At 63.7% G+C, this 15,120-nt stretch carries 18 protein-coding genes; 9 read left to right on the forward strand and 9 right to left on the reverse strand.

Translation table 11 applies throughout. The features are described 5' to 3' along the window. Positions 1-48: 48 nt before the first annotated feature. The 4 genes from ccmA to A9K65_RS05030 all read left to right on the forward strand — a co-directional run bounded on the left by ccmA (position 49) and on the right by A9K65_RS05030 (position 2,229). The gene (gene ccmA, locus A9K65_RS05015) at positions 49-672 is read left to right on the forward strand and encodes a heme ABC exporter ATP-binding protein CcmA (protein ID WP_064992625.1); all 624 of its coding nucleotides are present in this window, start codon (positions 49-51) and stop codon (positions 670-672) included. Positions 673-700: 28 nt separating this feature from the next. Beyond that, on the forward strand, positions 701-1,366 hold the full coding sequence (gene ccmB, locus A9K65_RS05020) for a heme exporter protein CcmB (protein ID WP_024504965.1): 666 nt from the start codon (positions 701-703) through the stop codon (positions 1,364-1,366). 123 nt (positions 1,367-1,489) lie between these two features. Further along, positions 1,490-1,657, forward strand: a complete 168-nt coding sequence (ccmD, locus tag A9K65_RS05025) for a heme exporter protein CcmD (protein WP_013528831.1) — start codon at positions 1,490-1,492, stop codon at positions 1,655-1,657. Beyond that, positions 1,654-2,229 carry a DsbE family thiol:disulfide interchange protein gene (locus A9K65_RS05030; protein WP_063169543.1) on the forward strand — a complete coding sequence of 192 codons (576 nt, stop codon included), beginning with the start codon at positions 1,654-1,656 and terminating at the stop codon, positions 2,227-2,229. Before ccmD ends, A9K65_RS05030 begins: the two co-directional genes overlap by 4 nt. Before the next feature lie 158 nt (positions 2,230-2,387). On the opposite strand, the gene A9K65_RS05035 is transcribed toward A9K65_RS05030, so the two are convergent. Then, complete coding sequence (locus A9K65_RS05035) at positions 2,388-2,537, reverse strand: hypothetical protein (RefSeq protein ID WP_198327684.1); 150 nt, start codon at positions 2,535-2,537, stop codon at positions 2,388-2,390. A gap of 276 nt (positions 2,538-2,813) precedes the next feature. Here A9K65_RS05035 and A9K65_RS05040 point away from each other — a divergent pair, with 276 nt between their 5' ends. Together A9K65_RS05040 and A9K65_RS05045 are read left to right on the forward strand one after the other, a co-directional pair. Beyond that, positions 2,814-3,734 (forward strand): SMP-30/gluconolactonase/LRE family protein, encoded by a 921-nt coding sequence (locus tag A9K65_RS05040; protein WP_064992623.1) that lies wholly within the window; start codon positions 2,814-2,816, stop codon positions 3,732-3,734. A 76-nt stretch (positions 3,735-3,810) separates the two neighbouring features. After that, on the forward strand, positions 3,811-4,017 hold the full coding sequence (locus A9K65_RS05045) for a 4-oxalocrotonate tautomerase family protein (RefSeq protein ID WP_013528835.1): 207 nt from the start codon (positions 3,811-3,813) through the stop codon (positions 4,015-4,017). Positions 4,018-4,225: 208 nt separating this feature from the next. Here A9K65_RS05045 and A9K65_RS05050 read toward each other — a convergent pair whose 3' ends face one another. The 8 genes from A9K65_RS05050 to A9K65_RS05085 all read right to left on the reverse strand — a co-directional run bounded on the left by A9K65_RS05050 (position 4,226) and on the right by A9K65_RS05085 (position 11,554). Next, the gene (locus tag A9K65_RS05050) at positions 4,226-4,756 is read right to left on the reverse strand and encodes an NADPH-dependent FMN reductase (protein WP_024504967.1); all 531 of its coding nucleotides are present in this window, start codon (positions 4,754-4,756) and stop codon (positions 4,226-4,228) included. 40 nt (positions 4,757-4,796) lie between these two features. Further along, complete coding sequence (locus A9K65_RS05055; RefSeq protein WP_013528837.1) at positions 4,797-5,417, reverse strand: pyridoxamine 5'-phosphate oxidase family protein; 621 nt, start codon at positions 5,415-5,417, stop codon at positions 4,797-4,799. Between the two features lie 25 nt (positions 5,418-5,442). Further along, complete coding sequence (locus A9K65_RS05060) at positions 5,443-6,117, reverse strand: septation protein A (protein WP_013528838.1); 675 nt, start codon at positions 6,115-6,117, stop codon at positions 5,443-5,445. A 61-nt stretch (positions 6,118-6,178) separates the two neighbouring features. Continuing rightward, positions 6,179-7,984, reverse strand: coding sequence for a signal recognition particle-docking protein FtsY (ftsY, locus tag A9K65_RS05065; RefSeq protein WP_064992622.1), 1,806 nt, complete (start codon positions 7,982-7,984; stop codon positions 6,179-6,181). Between the two features lie 12 nt (positions 7,985-7,996). Further along, a complete protein-coding gene (mtaB, locus tag A9K65_RS05070; RefSeq protein WP_064992621.1) occupies positions 7,997-9,310 on the reverse strand; it encodes a tRNA (N(6)-L-threonylcarbamoyladenosine(37)-C(2))-methylthiotransferase MtaB in 1,314 nt (437 codons plus the stop codon). Beyond that, a complete protein-coding gene (gene dapF / locus A9K65_RS05075; RefSeq protein ID WP_013528841.1) occupies positions 9,310-10,194 on the reverse strand; it encodes a diaminopimelate epimerase in 885 nt (294 codons plus the stop codon). Before dapF ends, mtaB begins: the two co-directional genes overlap by 1 nt. A 96-nt stretch (positions 10,195-10,290) precedes the next feature. Then, the gene (locus tag A9K65_RS05080) at positions 10,291-10,452 is read right to left on the reverse strand and encodes a DUF1328 family protein (RefSeq protein WP_013528842.1); all 162 of its coding nucleotides are present in this window, start codon (positions 10,450-10,452) and stop codon (positions 10,291-10,293) included. A gap of 82 nt (positions 10,453-10,534) precedes the next feature. Continuing rightward, complete coding sequence (locus A9K65_RS05085) at positions 10,535-11,554, reverse strand: MBL fold metallo-hydrolase (protein ID WP_064992620.1); 1,020 nt, start codon at positions 11,552-11,554, stop codon at positions 10,535-10,537. Positions 11,555-11,833: 279 nt separating this feature from the next. Here A9K65_RS05085 and A9K65_RS05090 point away from each other — a divergent pair, with 279 nt between their 5' ends. The 3 genes from A9K65_RS05090 (at position 11,834) to mdh (ending at position 15,078) form a co-directional block, all read left to right on the forward strand. Beyond that, positions 11,834-12,373 (forward strand): protease inhibitor Inh/omp19 family protein, encoded by a 540-nt coding sequence (locus A9K65_RS05090; protein ID WP_013528844.1) that lies wholly within the window; start codon positions 11,834-11,836, stop codon positions 12,371-12,373. A 166-nt stretch (positions 12,374-12,539) separates the two neighbouring features. After that, entirely contained in the window at positions 12,540-13,739 is a 1,200-nt protein-coding gene (gene zapE, locus A9K65_RS05095) for a cell division protein ZapE (protein ID WP_064992619.1), read from the forward strand. A 370-nt stretch (positions 13,740-14,109) separates the two neighbouring features. Then, complete coding sequence (gene mdh, locus A9K65_RS05100; RefSeq protein ID WP_013528846.1) at positions 14,110-15,078, forward strand: malate dehydrogenase; 969 nt, start codon at positions 14,110-14,112, stop codon at positions 15,076-15,078. Positions 15,079-15,120: the final 42 nt, after the last annotated feature.

Below are 15,120 nucleotides of genomic sequence, written 5' to 3' on the forward strand. Positions count from 1 at the left end.
GTGCGATGCGGCAGCGGCCGCGACACATGGTTTCAGGGCAGGCGAGGAATGCGGCTGATCGCCGAAAATCTGGGCGGCGAGCGAGGCGGCGACGCGGTGTTTTCCGGCATCGGCTTTGCCTTGGAGGAGTGTCAGGCGCTTATCGTCACCGGGCCGAACGGATCGGGCAAGTCGACCTTGCTGCGGATCATCGCCGGGCTGCTGCCGGCGGCGGAAGGCAGCGTGAGGATTGAGGGCATCATGAAGGTTGAAGACGGGGGCGAAGCGTTTCGGTCTGTTGCCTCGGCCTGTCACTATCTCGGCCACCAGAACGCAATGAAGCCGGCGCTCAGCGTGGCGGAGAATTTGCGCTTTTGGCGAGACTTCCATGGCGACGGACAGTTCGGCGTCGAAGAGGCGCTGGAAACGGTCGGGCTCGGCGGCATCGGCCACCTGCCGTTCGGCTATCTATCGACCGGGCAGCGGCGCCGCGCGGCGATCGCGAAACTGCTGGTCAGCCACCGGCCATTGTGGCTGCTGGATGAGCCGACGGCTGGGTTGGACAAGGCGGCGGAGGCGCGGTTTGGGGGGTTGATGGCGAGGCATTGCGCGGATGGCGGGATGATTGTCGCGGCGACGCATCTGCCGCTCGGGATCGAGGGGATGGAGTTGAGGATGGGGGAAGCCGGTTGATGGTGTCTGGGCGAAAGCATCTCAAACCATGCTAGCGCTCTTCCTGCGCGACATCCGCCTCAACATTCGTGCCGGCGGCGGAGCGCTGACCGGGGTCATCTTCTTCCTCGCCGTCATCGTCACCATCCCGTTCGGGGTCGGGCCGGACCTGAAGCTGCTGGCCCGCATCGGACCGGCCATCCTGTGGATCGGCGCGCTGTTGTCCTGCCTGCTCGGGCTCGACCGGTTGTTCCAGGCCGATCGCGAGGACGGTTCGCTCGATCTCCTGGTGCTCGGCAACGATCGCCACATGCTGGCCTTGACGGTGCTGGTGAAATGCCTGGCGCATTGGGCGGGCAGCGTGCTGCCGCTGGTCATTGCGGCTCCCTTGCTCGGCCTGTTCATGAACATGGAGCCGCTCGGCATCGGCGCCACGGCGCTGACGCTGCTGGTCGGCACGCCGGCCATCACGTTCATCGGCGCCGCCGGTGCGGCGGTGGCGGTGGCGCTGCCGCGTGGCGGGCTGCTGATCTCGGTGCTGGTGCTGCCACTGACCATCCCGGTGCTGATCTTCGGCGTTTCGGCAAGCTATGGGGCGACTGCCAATCCCGACCCGTTTCTGCAGCCCTTCCTCATTCTTGCCGCGCTGACCCTGTTTCTTGGCGTGCTGGGTCCGGTCTCGGCGGCGCTGGCGCTGCGCCATGGCACGGATTGACGCAGCGTATGACTGCGGCTCGGCGACCGATTGCGAAGCCGACGGAGCGAGGCTAAGGAAAAGCATGTCTAGACTGGGCGACATGATCGGCTTGGAAGGCCCCACTTCAGCGGGACCTGCCGCATGAGTGCGCATGCACTCTACGTGACCGCCGCCTATGGCATCACTGCCGTGGTGCTGGCCGGATTGATCGGCTGGATCCTGCTCGACCAGCGGGCGCGCAAGCGTGAGCTTGCCGAACTGGAGGCGTCCGGCGTGAGGCGTCGCTCCGACAAGGTCGCCAAGCCATGAGCACCGAAACGGAAACGCCGCCGCCCAGTCGTCGCCTGTTCGTGCTTCTGCCGCTGCTGATCTTCCTCGGCCTGGCCGGACTGTTCCTGTCGCAGCTGCTGTCGGGGCGCGATGCTTCGGAAGTGCCGTCGGCCCTGATCGGCCTGCCTGCGCCGCAAACCAGCCTGCCGGCGCTGGAGGGCTCAAACCTGCCGGGGCTCGATTCGAAAACCTTCGCCGGCAAGGTCACATTGGTCAACGTCTTCGCGTCGTGGTGCGCGCCATGCCGCGAAGAGCACCCGGTGCTTCTGGCGTTGTCGCAGGATAAGCGTTTCACCATGGCAGCGCTGAACTACAAGGACCGGCCCGAAAACGCACGCCGGTTCCTCGGCGATCTCGGCAATCCGTTCCAGGCGATAGGGGTCGACGAAGCGGGCCGCGCGGCGATCGACTGGGGCGTCTACGGCGTGCCGGAAACCTTCGTCATCGGCAAGGACGGCAAGATCGCCTACAAACATGTCGGCCCGCTGACGCCCGAGACGGTGCAGGCGTTGCTGTTGCCGCAGATCGACAAGGCACTGGCGGCGCATTGATATTCAGGTGATGCCGGCCTGCAAACAGCGGCTTCCTGCGCTTCCGGTGCTCGCGTACCAAAAGTACGCTCCGCTCCGGTTCTCGGAAACCACCGTTTTCGACTCGGCCTGACCTGAATCTCAACGCACCTTGGCGGCGCGTCTTATCGGGCTTGAGATCAGCCGTAGATCTGCCTGTGGATCTGGTAGAGCATTTCCGAGCGGTCGGCGCGCATGTCGGCCAGATCGCGGCTGGAAAAGCTGTCGATTTCGGCGACAAGGCGGTTGTAGTGCTTGCGCTTGGCAATGCTGTTGCGAGCGCGAGTCATGAGACTGTCGAGGATCATAGCAAGGTTCCTTTTGGCGCCGCATTTCGGCGGCGGTTTCTTCCTCCCTTGATCGATACGAAGCATGACATAGTAATGGTGCATTGCAAAAAGAAGATGTTGCAATGCACCATTGCGCTGGACGCATAGCCGGTTAATGCGGCGCTAACGTCATGCGCAGAGCCGGCAAGCGATCTTTTGTGGGACACTGTGCGTACCCACATTGCCTTCTGTCCCTCCGGCTGGCTTGATCCCTGTCATTGATGCCGGGAGGAAAGCATGGCGGCCGCAGACTATTATGAAATTCTCGATCCGCGCTTCGCGCGCCTGTTCAACGGCAACGCGCAGGTGGAGAAGCTGTTCACCGGATGCCAATGGGCTGAGGGGCCGGCCTGGTTCGCCGCCGGCCGCTATGTCGTCTGGTCCGACATCCCCAACAATCGCATGCTGCGTTATGACGAAACCGACGGCAGTGTCAGCGTCTTCCGGCAGCCGTCCGGCAACTCGAACGGCAACACCGTCGACCGGCAGGGCCGGCTGATCACCTGCGAGCATTCGGGCCGCCGCGTCAGCCGCACCGAGTTCGACGGCTCGGTCACCACGATCGCGGCCAAATGGAAAGGCAAGCGGCTGAATTCGCCCAACGACGCGGTGGTGAAATCCGACGGTTCCATCTGGTTCACCGATCCAAGCTACGGCATCGATACGGATTATGAGGGCGACAGGGCTGAGAGCGAAATCGGCGCCTGCCACGTCTACCGGGTCGATCCCGGCACCGGCGAGGTCGAAGCCGTCATCACCGACATGGTCAGGCCTAACGGCCTCGCCTTCTCGCTGGACGAGAGCAAGCTTTATGTCGTCGATACCGGCCGCACGCATGGCGCGCAGAATCCGGCGCATATGCGGGTGTTCAATGTCGGCAAGGGCGGCAAGAAAGTCTCCGGCGAAAAAGTCTTCGCCGACTGCACCGCCGGCCTGTTCGACGGCTTCAGGCTCGACGAGGACGGCCGCATCTGGACCAGTGCCGCCGACGGCATCCATTGCTACGATCCGGACGGCACGCTGATCGGCAAGGTCAAGGTGCCGGAAGTCACCGCCAATTGCGTGTTCGGCGGCAACAAGCTGAATTGCCTTTACATCGCCGGCACCACGTCGCTCTACATGGTGCGGCTGATGGTCAACGGCGCCAAGACATACTGAGACTTGAACACTGGCGGCCGTTCGACGGTTTCATCGAAGCGGGTCGTGAGCACGAACATCCCCGGGAGGACAAGAAATGCCATTCGTCAACATCCGCATCGTCAAGGAAGTGATCGCCGCCGATCCGGCGGGCAAAAAGGCGGATATCGCCAAGAAGGTCACCGCGGCCATCATGGACGCCACCGGGCTGAGCAACGACGATGTCTGGGTGGTTTTTGAAGAGGTCAACGCCCGCGATTGGTACGTGGGGAAGACCGATGTGGAGACGCTGCGAAAGGGGTAGTGCGCGATCTTTCCTTCTCCCCTTGTTGTGGGAGGTGGATCGGCGCGCAGCGCCGAGACGGTTGAGGGGTGGGTGACGGATTGCCGTCGGTGCCAAGCTGGAACATCCCTCATCCGACCTCGCTTCGCGAGGCCACCACCCTGGGGCGAGCAACGGGTCTCGCCCCGTCCTTCAGACCCACAAGGGGAGAAGGAAGAGAGGCTGCCGCTCAACGCGAGCGGATAAACTCCGCGAAGGCATTCAGTGCATCATGCATCGCCTGCCGGTTCGCCGGCGCCGCCAGGATGCCCGCCACCTCCGGCGGCTTCCTGCCGAGCAGGGCGATCTCCAGCACATCGTCGTAAAGCGCGAACGACATGGTGCGCATGATCTCGGCCAATGCGGCGCGGGCGAACAGCGAGCGCGGCGAGGCGTGTACCAGCATGGCGGGCTTGGCGACGGCGGCATCGCGCGAGACCAGCCAGTCGAGCGCGTTCTTCAGCCCGCCCGGCACGCCATGGGCATATTCCGGACAGGAGACGATCAGGCCGTCGGCTCGACTGACGGCATCGATCAGCTTGGAGGCTTCGAGCGGCGTCCGCTCGCCTTCATCGTCGGGATTGAAGATCGGCAAACGGCCAAGCCCGTCATGGACGGTGACGCGGCAGCCGGACGGCGCTTCGCGCGCCAGTGCGGCGATCAGCGCCGAATTTGTGGAGGCCGCGCGCAGGCTGCCGGAAATGGCAAGGATGTTCAGCAAGGTATGGAATCGGTCCAGACGCGAATCGCGTCCGCAAAAACTACCACATCGTCTTCTTGTATTCCTCGTCGAGCCAGCGGTCGGTCGCCTCGGCGGAATCGGCAACCGCCAGCTGATCGCGCATGATCTGGCCGAGCGTCGGCAGCGTCGCGCGGTCGTACCAGGTTTCCGGCTTCCACAAATCCGAGCGCATGAAGGCTTTTGCGCAGTGCATGTAGGCCGCCTTGACGCTGACCACGACAACGCTTTGCGGCTCCCTGCCGTCGACGGCGAGGCGCTCGCGCAAATTTGCGTCGACGGTGATGCGGGCGTCGCCGTTGACGCGCAGCGTCTCGTTCATGCCGGGGATGAGGAAGAGCAGCCCGACCGGGGGATTGACGAGGATGTTTTCCAGCGTGTCGAGCCGGTTGTTGCCGGGCCGGTCGGGAATGGCGATGGTGGTGTCGTCCAGAACGGTGGCAAAGCCCGGTTTGTCGCCCTTCGGCGTCACGTCGGCATTGCCGGCACCGTCGGACGAGCCAATCAGCACGAATGGGCTCTTGCCGATGAAGGAGCGGCAATGGCCGTCAAGTTTTTTCAGCTCCTTGCGGATAGAACCGTCGGTCGGCCGTGGCGTCTTGTAGATCGTCCTCAACTGGTCGCGCGTGGTGACGAATTCCATGGCCCTTTCCCCTTATTTGCAGGCTCTATTTCCCGGCCTTCTCTTCTTTGCCGGTCTTGTCGTCCAGCGAATGGCGCAGGATCAGCGGCATCTGGCTGAAGGTGAACAGAAGCGTGATCGGCATGATGCCCCAGACCTTGAAAGTAACCCAGGCGTCGGTGGAAAAATTGCGCCACACCACCTCATTGACGATGGCCAGGAACAGGAAGAACAGGCCCCAGCGGAAGGTCAGCTTGCGCCAGCCTTCAGCGTCGAGGCTGAAGGCTGAATCGAAGACATAGCCAAGCAGCGACTTGCCGAAGTACAGGCCGCCGAGCAGCACCCCGCCGAACAGCGTGTTGACGATGGTGGGCTTCATCTTGATGAAGATGTCGTCCTGCAGATAGAGCGTCAGCGCGCCGAAAATGAAGACGACGACGCCCGACACCATCGGCATGATCGGCAAGGTGCGGGTGAGCAGCCACGAGGCGATCAGCGCGATTGCCGTGGCGGCCATGAACAGGCCGGTGGCGACGAAGATCGGCCCGCCGAACTCGGCCAGAACAGGGAATTTCTGCACCAGCCATCCGCTGCGCGCATTGGCGAAGAAGAACACCATCAACGGACCCAGCTCCAGCACCAGCTTGAGCAGCGGATTGACGCCTTCCTTCTTCTGCTTCTGCGGGTCCGACGGATCGCGTTCGAGAATGGGTGGGTTCATGGAATCTCTTTCTTGCGCATGATCTGATCCAAAAAGTCTGCACCTTTTTGGGACATGCTTGTTAAGCTACTCCAGCGATCGCCCTGGCGAATTCGCTTGCCGAGAAAGGTTCGAGGTCGTCGACCTGTTCGCCGACGCCGATGAAATAGACCGGCAATTTGTGCTTTGCCGCGATCGCCACCAGAATACCGCCGCGCGCCGTGCCGTCCAGCTTGGTCATCACCAGGCCGTTGACGCCGGCGATATTGCGGAAGATCTCGACCTGGTTGAGCGCGTTCTGGCCGGTGGTGGCGTCGACCGTCTGCAGCACGGTGTGCGGCGCTTCCGGATCGAGCTTGCCGAGCACGCGGACGATCTTTTCGAGCTCGGCCATCAGTTCGGTCTTGTTCTGCAGTCGGCCGGCGGTGTCGATGATCAGCACGTCGGAGCCGGCCTCTTTCGCCCGCTCAAATGCATCATAGGCAAGGCCGGCGGCATCGGCGCCGAGCTTGGAGGCGATGACCGGCGATTTCGTCCGCTCGCCCCAGATCTTCAGCTGTTCGATCGCGGCGGCGCGAAAGGTGTCGCCGGCGGCGAGCATGACCGACAGGCCGCCATCGGTCAGCTTGGCGGCGAGCTTGCCGATGGTGGTGGTCTTGCCGGTGCCGTTGACGCCAACCACCAGGATGACATGCGGCTTGTGCGAGAGGTCGAGCTCCAGCGGCATGGCGACATGGGTCAGCACTTTTTCCACCTCGGCCGCCATGATGGCGCGGACCTCGGTGTCGGAAACGTCCTTGCCGTAGCGGCTGGCGGCCAGCGCGTCGGTAACGCGCAAGGCCGTCTCCATGCCGAGATCGGCGCGGATCAGCACATCCTCCAGGTCCTGCAAAGTCTCTTCGTCCAGCTTGCGCTTGGTGAAGACGCCGGCAATGTTGCCGGTCAGTTCCTTGGACGAGCGGGCAAGCCCGTCCTTCATGCGCTGGAACCAGGAGCGCCTCGGTGCCGGCTCCGGCGCCTTTTGCGGCTCGGCCTTCTGCTCGACCTTCTTGGTGACGGTCACCTTGCCGGGGGCGGCTTTCGGCTCCGGCGCGGGTGGTGGAAGAGGCTGCGGCTCGGGCGCAATTTCCGCAATGACCGGCTGCGATTCGATCGGCGCAGGCTGGCGAATGGGAGGTGCGATTTCGGCGGCGGGTGCTTCGGGCGTCGGCGCTGAAACTTCTTCCTTCTCCCCGTCGCTATACGGGGAGAAGGTGCCGGCAGGCGGATGAGGGGCGGCGCCGGCCTTTGAAGACGGCTGAAGAGGGGACGGCGCCGGTGTGGGCACCTCGATCGGCGCTGGTGTTTCTGCCGGAACCTCGGCCGGCGTCGGCACTTCGACCGGGGCCGGCTCCGGCCGCTTTTCCGGGCGTGACGGGACGATCTCCGGTTCGGCCGGCGCCGGCGCTGGGACTTCTTGCGGCTGCCGTTCGGGCGTGGGTTCGGGAGTCGCAGGGGTGAGCGGAACTTCCTCGGGCGCCGGCGGCTCTGGAGTCTCTGGCGCGGGCGCCGGTTCTTCTTTCGGCGCGGGCTCCGGCAGAGGTTCCGGCTCGGAGGGAACAGTCGGCTCCGGTGCTGGCGGGATGGTCGGCTCCGGCGCGGGCACCGGTTCCTCGACAGGCGCCGGTTCCGGCGCAGGAATTACCTCCGGCTCGACCGTCGGCGTCGTTTCTGCCTCGGGCCGCGGCTCGTCGCGCTTCAAGAACTCCGGGACGACCTGTTCGGCCGCCGGCTTCAGCGCATCGAGTGCTTCCCATTTGATCGGCGGTAGCGGGGCGGTCTCGTCGATCCGTTCGTCGACCACCTCTTTCTTGCCGAACGAAAATATCTTCTTGAAAAAACCAGCCATGCTTTGCGTTTCTCAGGCGGCGCGGGCGGCAAGCGGCGCCGCGATCAGCCTGGTACCATCGTGGCCCGATATATCGGCCTCGACGATCTCACCCGGTGCGCCCGTGCCGAGTGCGGCAAGCGTAAAACCCTCGGTGCGGCCAAGGCCGTCTCGCTCGATCAGGATCGACTGACGCGTACCGGTGAGCAACGACAGATGCCTGACATAGGCAACTTCACCGGCGGCGCGCAGCCGGGCGGCGCGCTGCTTGACCACCTCGCGGCGGAGCTGCGGCATGCGCGCGGCAGGCGTGCCTTCGCGTGGGCTGAAGGGGAAAACGTGGAGATGGGTCAGGCCACACTCCTCGACAATTTTCTCCGAGTTCTCGAACATTTCGTCGGTCTCGGTCGGGAAGCCGGCGATGATGTCGGCGCCAAAGACGATACCGGGGCGCAGTTTGCGCACATCCTCGCAGAAGCGGATCGACTGATCGCGCAGATGCCTTCGCTTCATGCGCTTCAGGATCATGTCGTCGCCCGACTGCAGCGACAGATGCAGATGCGGCATCAACCGGGGCTCGGTGGCGATGGCGTCGAGCAAATCGTCGTCGGCCTCGATCGAATCGATCGACGACAGCCGCAGGCGCTTAACATCGGGCACCTGTTTCAGGATGGTCTTCACCAGTTTGCCGAGCTTCGGCGCGCCCGGCAGGTCGGCGCCGAATGAAGTCATGTCGACGCCGGTCAGAACGATCTCGGCATAGCCGTTGCCGGCGAGCCGCTTGACCTGCTCGACCACGGCGCCCATCGGCACCGAGCGCGAATTGCCGCGGCCGTAGGGAATGATGCAGAAGGTGCAGCGGTGGTCGCAGCCGTTCTGCACCTGGACGAAGGCGCGTGCGCGGCCCTCGATGGCGTCGACCATGTGACCCGCGGTCTCGCGCACGGAAAAAATGTCGTTGACGCGCGCCTTCTCGGTGTCGTTGACGCCGAAATCCGGCAGCGCGCGGTAGGAATTCGCGTTCAGCTTCTCTTCATTGCCAAGCACGAGATCGACCTCGTCCATGGCGGCGAATTTTTCAGGCTCGGTCTGCGCAGCGCAGCCGGTGACGATGATGCGGGCTCGCGGGTTGTCGCGGCGCGCCTTGCGGATCGCCTGCTTGGCCTGGCGCACGGCTTCGCCTGTCACGGCGCAGGTGTTGAAGATCACGGCGCCACCTTCCAACGCGCCGAGGCCCGCACTTTCAGCCTCGCGCCGCATCACCTGCGATTCATAGGTGTTGAGCCGGCAGCCGAGGGTGACGACATCGATCCCCGGGGACACCGGGCTCTTGGGCAGAGCGGACATCAGGCCGCGCTTTCAGTGTCGCGGGCCCATGTCCCGATCGACGGGTCGAAGTTGCCGGAAAATTCCCATTCGGCGGCGCCGGTCAGGACCACGTGGTCATCGTCGCGCCATTCGACATGCAGCGTGCCGCCGCCTGGCGTCAACAGACTGACGCTGCGGCCGGTCCGATTGGTGCGAGCCGCGGCCACCACGGCCGCGCAGGAGGCCGAACCGCAGGCCTTGGTCAGGCCGGCGCCGCGTTCCCAGGTGCGGATGATCATGGTTTCGGGCGAAGTAACCTGAGCGATGGTTATGTTGGCGCGCTCGGGGAACATCGGGTGGTTCTCGAGCAGCGGACCGAAGCGGTCGAGCTCGTAGGACCAGACGTCGTTGTCGACCCAGAAGATCGCGTGCGGGTTGCCCATCGAAACGACCGAGGGTGAATGCAGCACGGGGGCGTCGATCGGGCCGATCTGCAGCTCGATCATGCGGGTGTCGCGGAATTCCTCGGCCAGCGGGATATCCTGCCAGCCGAAGCGCGGCGTGCCCATGTCGACCGAGATCGAACCGTCGGCGTGTTCGCGCGCATTGAGGATGCCCGCCACGGTCTCGAAGGTGAAGATCTTCTGGCCGGTCTCGGCGGCGAGCGCCTGGACGACGCAGCGCATGCCATTGCCGCAGGCCTGCGCACCGGTTCCATCGGAATTCAGAATGTCGATGAAAAAGGCGGTGCCAGACGTCCTGGCGTCATGGATCGCCATGATCTGGTCGAAGCTGGTCGCGGCATCGGCGTTCAGCGCAACCGCCGCCGCCGCCGTCACCCGATCGGCACGGCCACGCATATCGGCAACGATGATCTCGTTGCCGATGCCGTTCATCTTGGCGAAAGGGGCAGTGCTGGCCATTGCTCCGAAAAATTCCGTGTCCGTTTGGCGCTATATGGCGGAAACGGGCAGGAATTACCAGTGCGCAGCCGCTTGGTCTCGGCGAAAGCGCCGGACTTACGTGACGGCGAAAATGCCCAGCACCACCAGCAGGAAGATGATCAGAACGATGCCGATAAGGATACGCGCACCGGTGGCCGCGGCACCTGCCAGTGCCGGCATGCCGAGCAAGCTCGCCGCCGCGGCGACGATCAGGAGAATGATAATCCATTTGAGCATGACAATGCCTCGCAAACCGGCAAATATTTCAACCACATGAAAACGCGGTTGCAGCGCTGGGGTTCCGTCGAACCGATGCGGATCAGGGCGCTATGTGCTCCGGCACATCCCAGACCTCGCCCGGCCGCAAGGCGCGAAAGCGCTCGCGTGGGATGCCTCGATCGTCAAGCGCCTCGGTCAATTTGCGCGCCGGCTCGTCGATCGGCTCGTCGGTGAGCTGGAAGGTGCCCCAGTGACAGCCGGCGGCATGGGCGGCGTTGCACAGCGTCATGCCTTGCACGGCTTCCCAGGGATTCTGGTGCTGCGGCGCCATGAACCAGCGCGGCTCATAGGCGCCGATCGGCAGGATGGCGAAGCGGAAACCGCCATGTTTCTCGGCCATCAGCCGGTAGTTGATGCCATCGTGGAAGCCGGTATCGCCGGCGAAATAGAGCTTGCCGTCAGGCGTTTCGACGACAAAGCCGGCCCAGAGCGCCATGCGCCGGTCGCGGGCGCCACGCGCCGACCAGTGATGCACCGGCTCGACATGAACGGCGGCGCCGTCGCCGATCTCGACCCTGTCGCCCCAGTCATGCGCCGACAGCCGCATGCCGGGCACGGCGGCTTCGATGATGGCGTCGTTGCCGAGCGGAGTGAGCACCAGCGGGTCGTGGCCGGCCTTCAGCCGCTTCAACGTGGCGAGGTCGAGATGGTCGTAGTGGTTGTGGCTGACCAGCACGAGGTCGATCGGCGGCAGGTCGGCAAAGGCGATGCCTGGCGCATTGATGCGTTTTGGTCCGGCGAAGGAAAGCGGCGAGGCGCGCAACGACCATACCGGATCGGTAAGGATGTTCAGACTGGCCGTCTGGACCAGCAAGGTGGAATGGCCAACCATCGTCACTTCCAGCGCGGCGCCCTCGACCCTTGTCGCCGGCTTTGCCTGCGGAAAGGGGCTTGCATCGCTCGCCGGCCATTTCGAGCGCTGGCCATTCAACTGCCATTTCAGCAGGTCGGCGAAACGGCCGGGTGGCTGGCCGTCGGGATTGAAGAACAATGCGCCGTCGAAATGGTCGCTGGGCGGGCCGCTATAATAGCGATTGGCGGCTGTCTTTCTCGCGGCCAATTTTGCGGCTCCGGCAGGTGTTTCGTTTTCCAGACATAGGCGCTAAGACGGCTCGCGCAAGCGTCCAACCGTCGAATGTCGGCGCTGCACTGCTTTGACCGGATCCCCAGGCGACGCGCGACAAGCGGTCAGCCGCCGCGATTGCGATAAATTTGCAACAATTCTTGCTGCAAACTGTATTTTAACCATATCGGGTTGAAATTTCGCCACCTTCTCCATCTTGGTGGGGGTGAGATTGTGCGGACGGCTTCCCCCCAGCCGGATCCGACGGAGGTTGGAATGACTTTTTCGAAAACCGGTCTGGTGGCCGTATCGCTGGCGGCGCTCGTTGCGAGCGGCTGTTCGACCTCGCGTTTCTCCTCGATGGATGACCAGCAGCCGGCACCGCTGGAGGCCGCGCCCGCCGGCAAGGTGACGGCGAACCAACTGCCGCCGCCAGCATCGCCCGGCACCACCGACCCGTCTCAATTCCCGACCGCTCCTGCGAACACGCAGGTCGCCGCGCTGCCTTCGGATGGTTCGGCGCCGGCCGGCGCTTCGGACGTGACTGCCGCCAGCGTCGCCGGTGTCTGGAACGCCAGCGTTGCGGGCCAGAGCTGCAAGGTGGCGACACCGCAGACCAAATTCGGCGCCGGCTTCCGCGCTGGGCCGCTGCATTGCCCGGCGCCGATGGACGGCGTCAAGTCGTGGAACGTCGCCGGCAAGCAGCTGACGCTCTATGACGAGAGTGGCGGTGCGCTGGCGCGGCTCTATTCCTCGGGCGGCTCGAAATTCGACGGCCAGACTTCCAACGGCCAGCCGATTTCGCTTACAAGGTAGGCTAATGCATGTCGCCCAAAAGTGGCCGCGGTTTTGGGAAAACAAAGATCTAAAGCGGGTCGTCTGAATCCGTTCAGACACGACCGCTTTAGTCCTCCGAATGCGTGTCGCGCAGAAGTGACCCCGATTTCGGGACAGCGACATGCATAAACAAATGACGTGACCGATGCATCTGCGTGACGGCCTCCAGACCCATGCGACCGTCAGGCAGCGCTACGAGCATCTGGTGGAAACCGGTACGATCGACCGCGATCCGGCGCAGGAACGGATCGTTGCGGCGCTCGACCGGCTGACCGATGAGATCTCGGCCAAGCGGCTGGCGCATAAGTCGAGCGCGCTGGGCTGGCTGTTCGCCCGCAAGCGCGAGACGCATGAGGCCGTCAAAGGCCTTTACATCCATGGCGGCGTCGGTCGCGGCAAGACCATGCTGATGGACATTTTCTTCGAGTTGCTGCCGGTGCGGCGCAAGCGCCGCGTCCACTTCAACGACTTCATGGCGGACGTGCAGGACCGTATCCAGAAGCACCGGCAGGCGCGCAAGAACGGCGACGTCAAGGAGGACGATCCGATCCCGCCGGTGGCCAAGGCCCTTGCCGAGCAAGCCTGGGTGCTGTGCTTCGACGAGTTCTCGGTCACCGACATCGCCGACGCGATGATCCTGTCCAGGTTGTTTTCGGCGCTGTTTGCCAGCGGTGTGGTGCTGGTCGCCACCTCGAATGTGGCGCCGGAAAACCTCTACAGCGACGGGCTGAACCGTCAGCTTTTCCTGCCCTTCATCGGCATACTGGAGCGGCACACACAGGTGCTGGCGCTCGATGCCGACAAGGACTACCGGCTGGAAAAGCTCGCCCGGACACCGGTCTATGTCACTCCGGCCGATGCGGCGGCGGACCAGCTACTCGACGAGGCCTGGCAAGCCATGACGCACAACGCGCCGGCCGCCGAGACATCGATTGCCCTCAAAGGGCGGCAGGTGATCGTGCCGCGTGCGGCAGGCGATGCGGCGCGGTTCTCCTTCGCCGATCTCTGCGAAAAGCCGCTTGGCGCGCGCGATTTCCTGGCGATCGCCGGGCGCTTCTCAACCATTTTCATCGACCACGTCCCGGTGCTCGGCGAAGGCAAGCGCAACGAGGCCAAACGCTTCATCCTTCTGATCGACACGCTCTACGACCATCATGTGCGGCTGGTGGTGAGCGCCGAAGCGCCGCCGCAAGCGCTTTATGCCGCCAAGCGCGGCGTGGAGGTCTTCGAGTTCGAGCGCACCGCATCGCGGCTGATCGAGATGCAAAGCCGCGACTGGCTGGAGGATTGGGCGGAGCGGCAGAAAGGGAAGCCGGCGCCAGAGGCACAGCAGGCGCAGGCCTGAATTTCCAGGGAATGCGTCGGTAGCGATCCTTTGCCCCCCCTCTGTCATGCCAACGTCTACAACTCGAACCTCCTCGGCCACCCGCATCACAAGGGCGTCATTACCCGCATTCAGCCTTACGATTTCCATCTTCGTCGGTTATTTCCTCCCAAGCCGGCTTACAAACTTTGACGTTTACGTAAATCCCAAATGATCTAACCGATTGAAAACACTGACGCCAAAATAATCGTTTGAATTTTTTCCGTGCCGGGGCTATTGGGTGCGGCGAAAATTCGCGGTTCCCCGCAGCATTCCGGCCTCTTCTTCGACGCCACCATCAAGTCACCAGAGATTTGAGACGTCGTCACCGACAAAGGGAAAACATCCTCACATGGCACGCAACAAGATAGCGCTTATCGGCTCTGGCATGATCGGCGGCACGCTCGCTCACATGATCGGCCTCAAGGACCTCGGCGACGTGGTGCTGTTCGATATTGCCGAAGGTATCCCGCAGGGCAAGGGGCTCGATATCGCGCAGTCGTCGCCGGTCGATGGCTTCGACTCCAGGCTCACCGGCATCAACGACTATGCCGGCATCGAAGGCGCCGACGTCTGCATCGTCACCGCCGGCGTGCCGCGCAAGCCCGGCATGAGCCGCGACGACCTTTTGGGCATCAACCTCAAGGTCATGGAGCAGGTCGGCGCCGGGCTGAAGAAGTATGCGCCGAAGGCTTTCGTCATCTGCATCACAAACCCGCTCGACGCCATGGTCTGGGCGCTGCAGAAATTCTCAGGCCTGCCCAACAGCCACGTCGTCGGCATGGCCGGCGTGCTCGACAGCGCGCGCTTCCGCTATTTCCTGGCCGAGGAATTCAAGGTCTCGGTCGAGGACGTCACCGCCTTCGTGCTCGGCGGCCACGGCGATTCCATGGTGCCGATGATCCGCTACTCGACGGTATCGGGCATTCCGCTGCCCGACCTCATCAAGATGGGCTGGACCTCGAAGGAGAAGCTCGACCAGATCGTGCAGCGCACCCGCGACGGCGGCGCCGAGATCGTCGGCCTGCTCAAGACCGGCTCGGCCTATTACGCGCCGGCCGCTTCGGCGATCTCGATGGCCGAAGCCTATCTCAAGGACAAGAAGCGCGTGCTGCCCTGCGCGGCGTATCTCTCCGGCCAGTATGGCGTCAAGAATACCTATGTCGGCGTTCCCGTGGTCATCGGCGCCGGCGGCGTCGAGCGCATCATCGAGATCGAGCTCAACAAGAGCGAGCAGAAGATGTTCGACTCCTCCGTGGCGACGGTGCAGGGCCTGACCGAGGCCTGCGTCAAGATCGCGCCGCAACTCGCCTCCAAATGAATCTCCAGTAAGTGAACCCCCAGTCGATCCGGAGACCATCCA

The organism is Mesorhizobium sp. WSM1497, from assembly GCF_001672455.2.
GTDB classification, from domain to species: Bacteria; Pseudomonadota; Alphaproteobacteria; order Rhizobiales; family Rhizobiaceae; genus Mesorhizobium; species Mesorhizobium ciceri.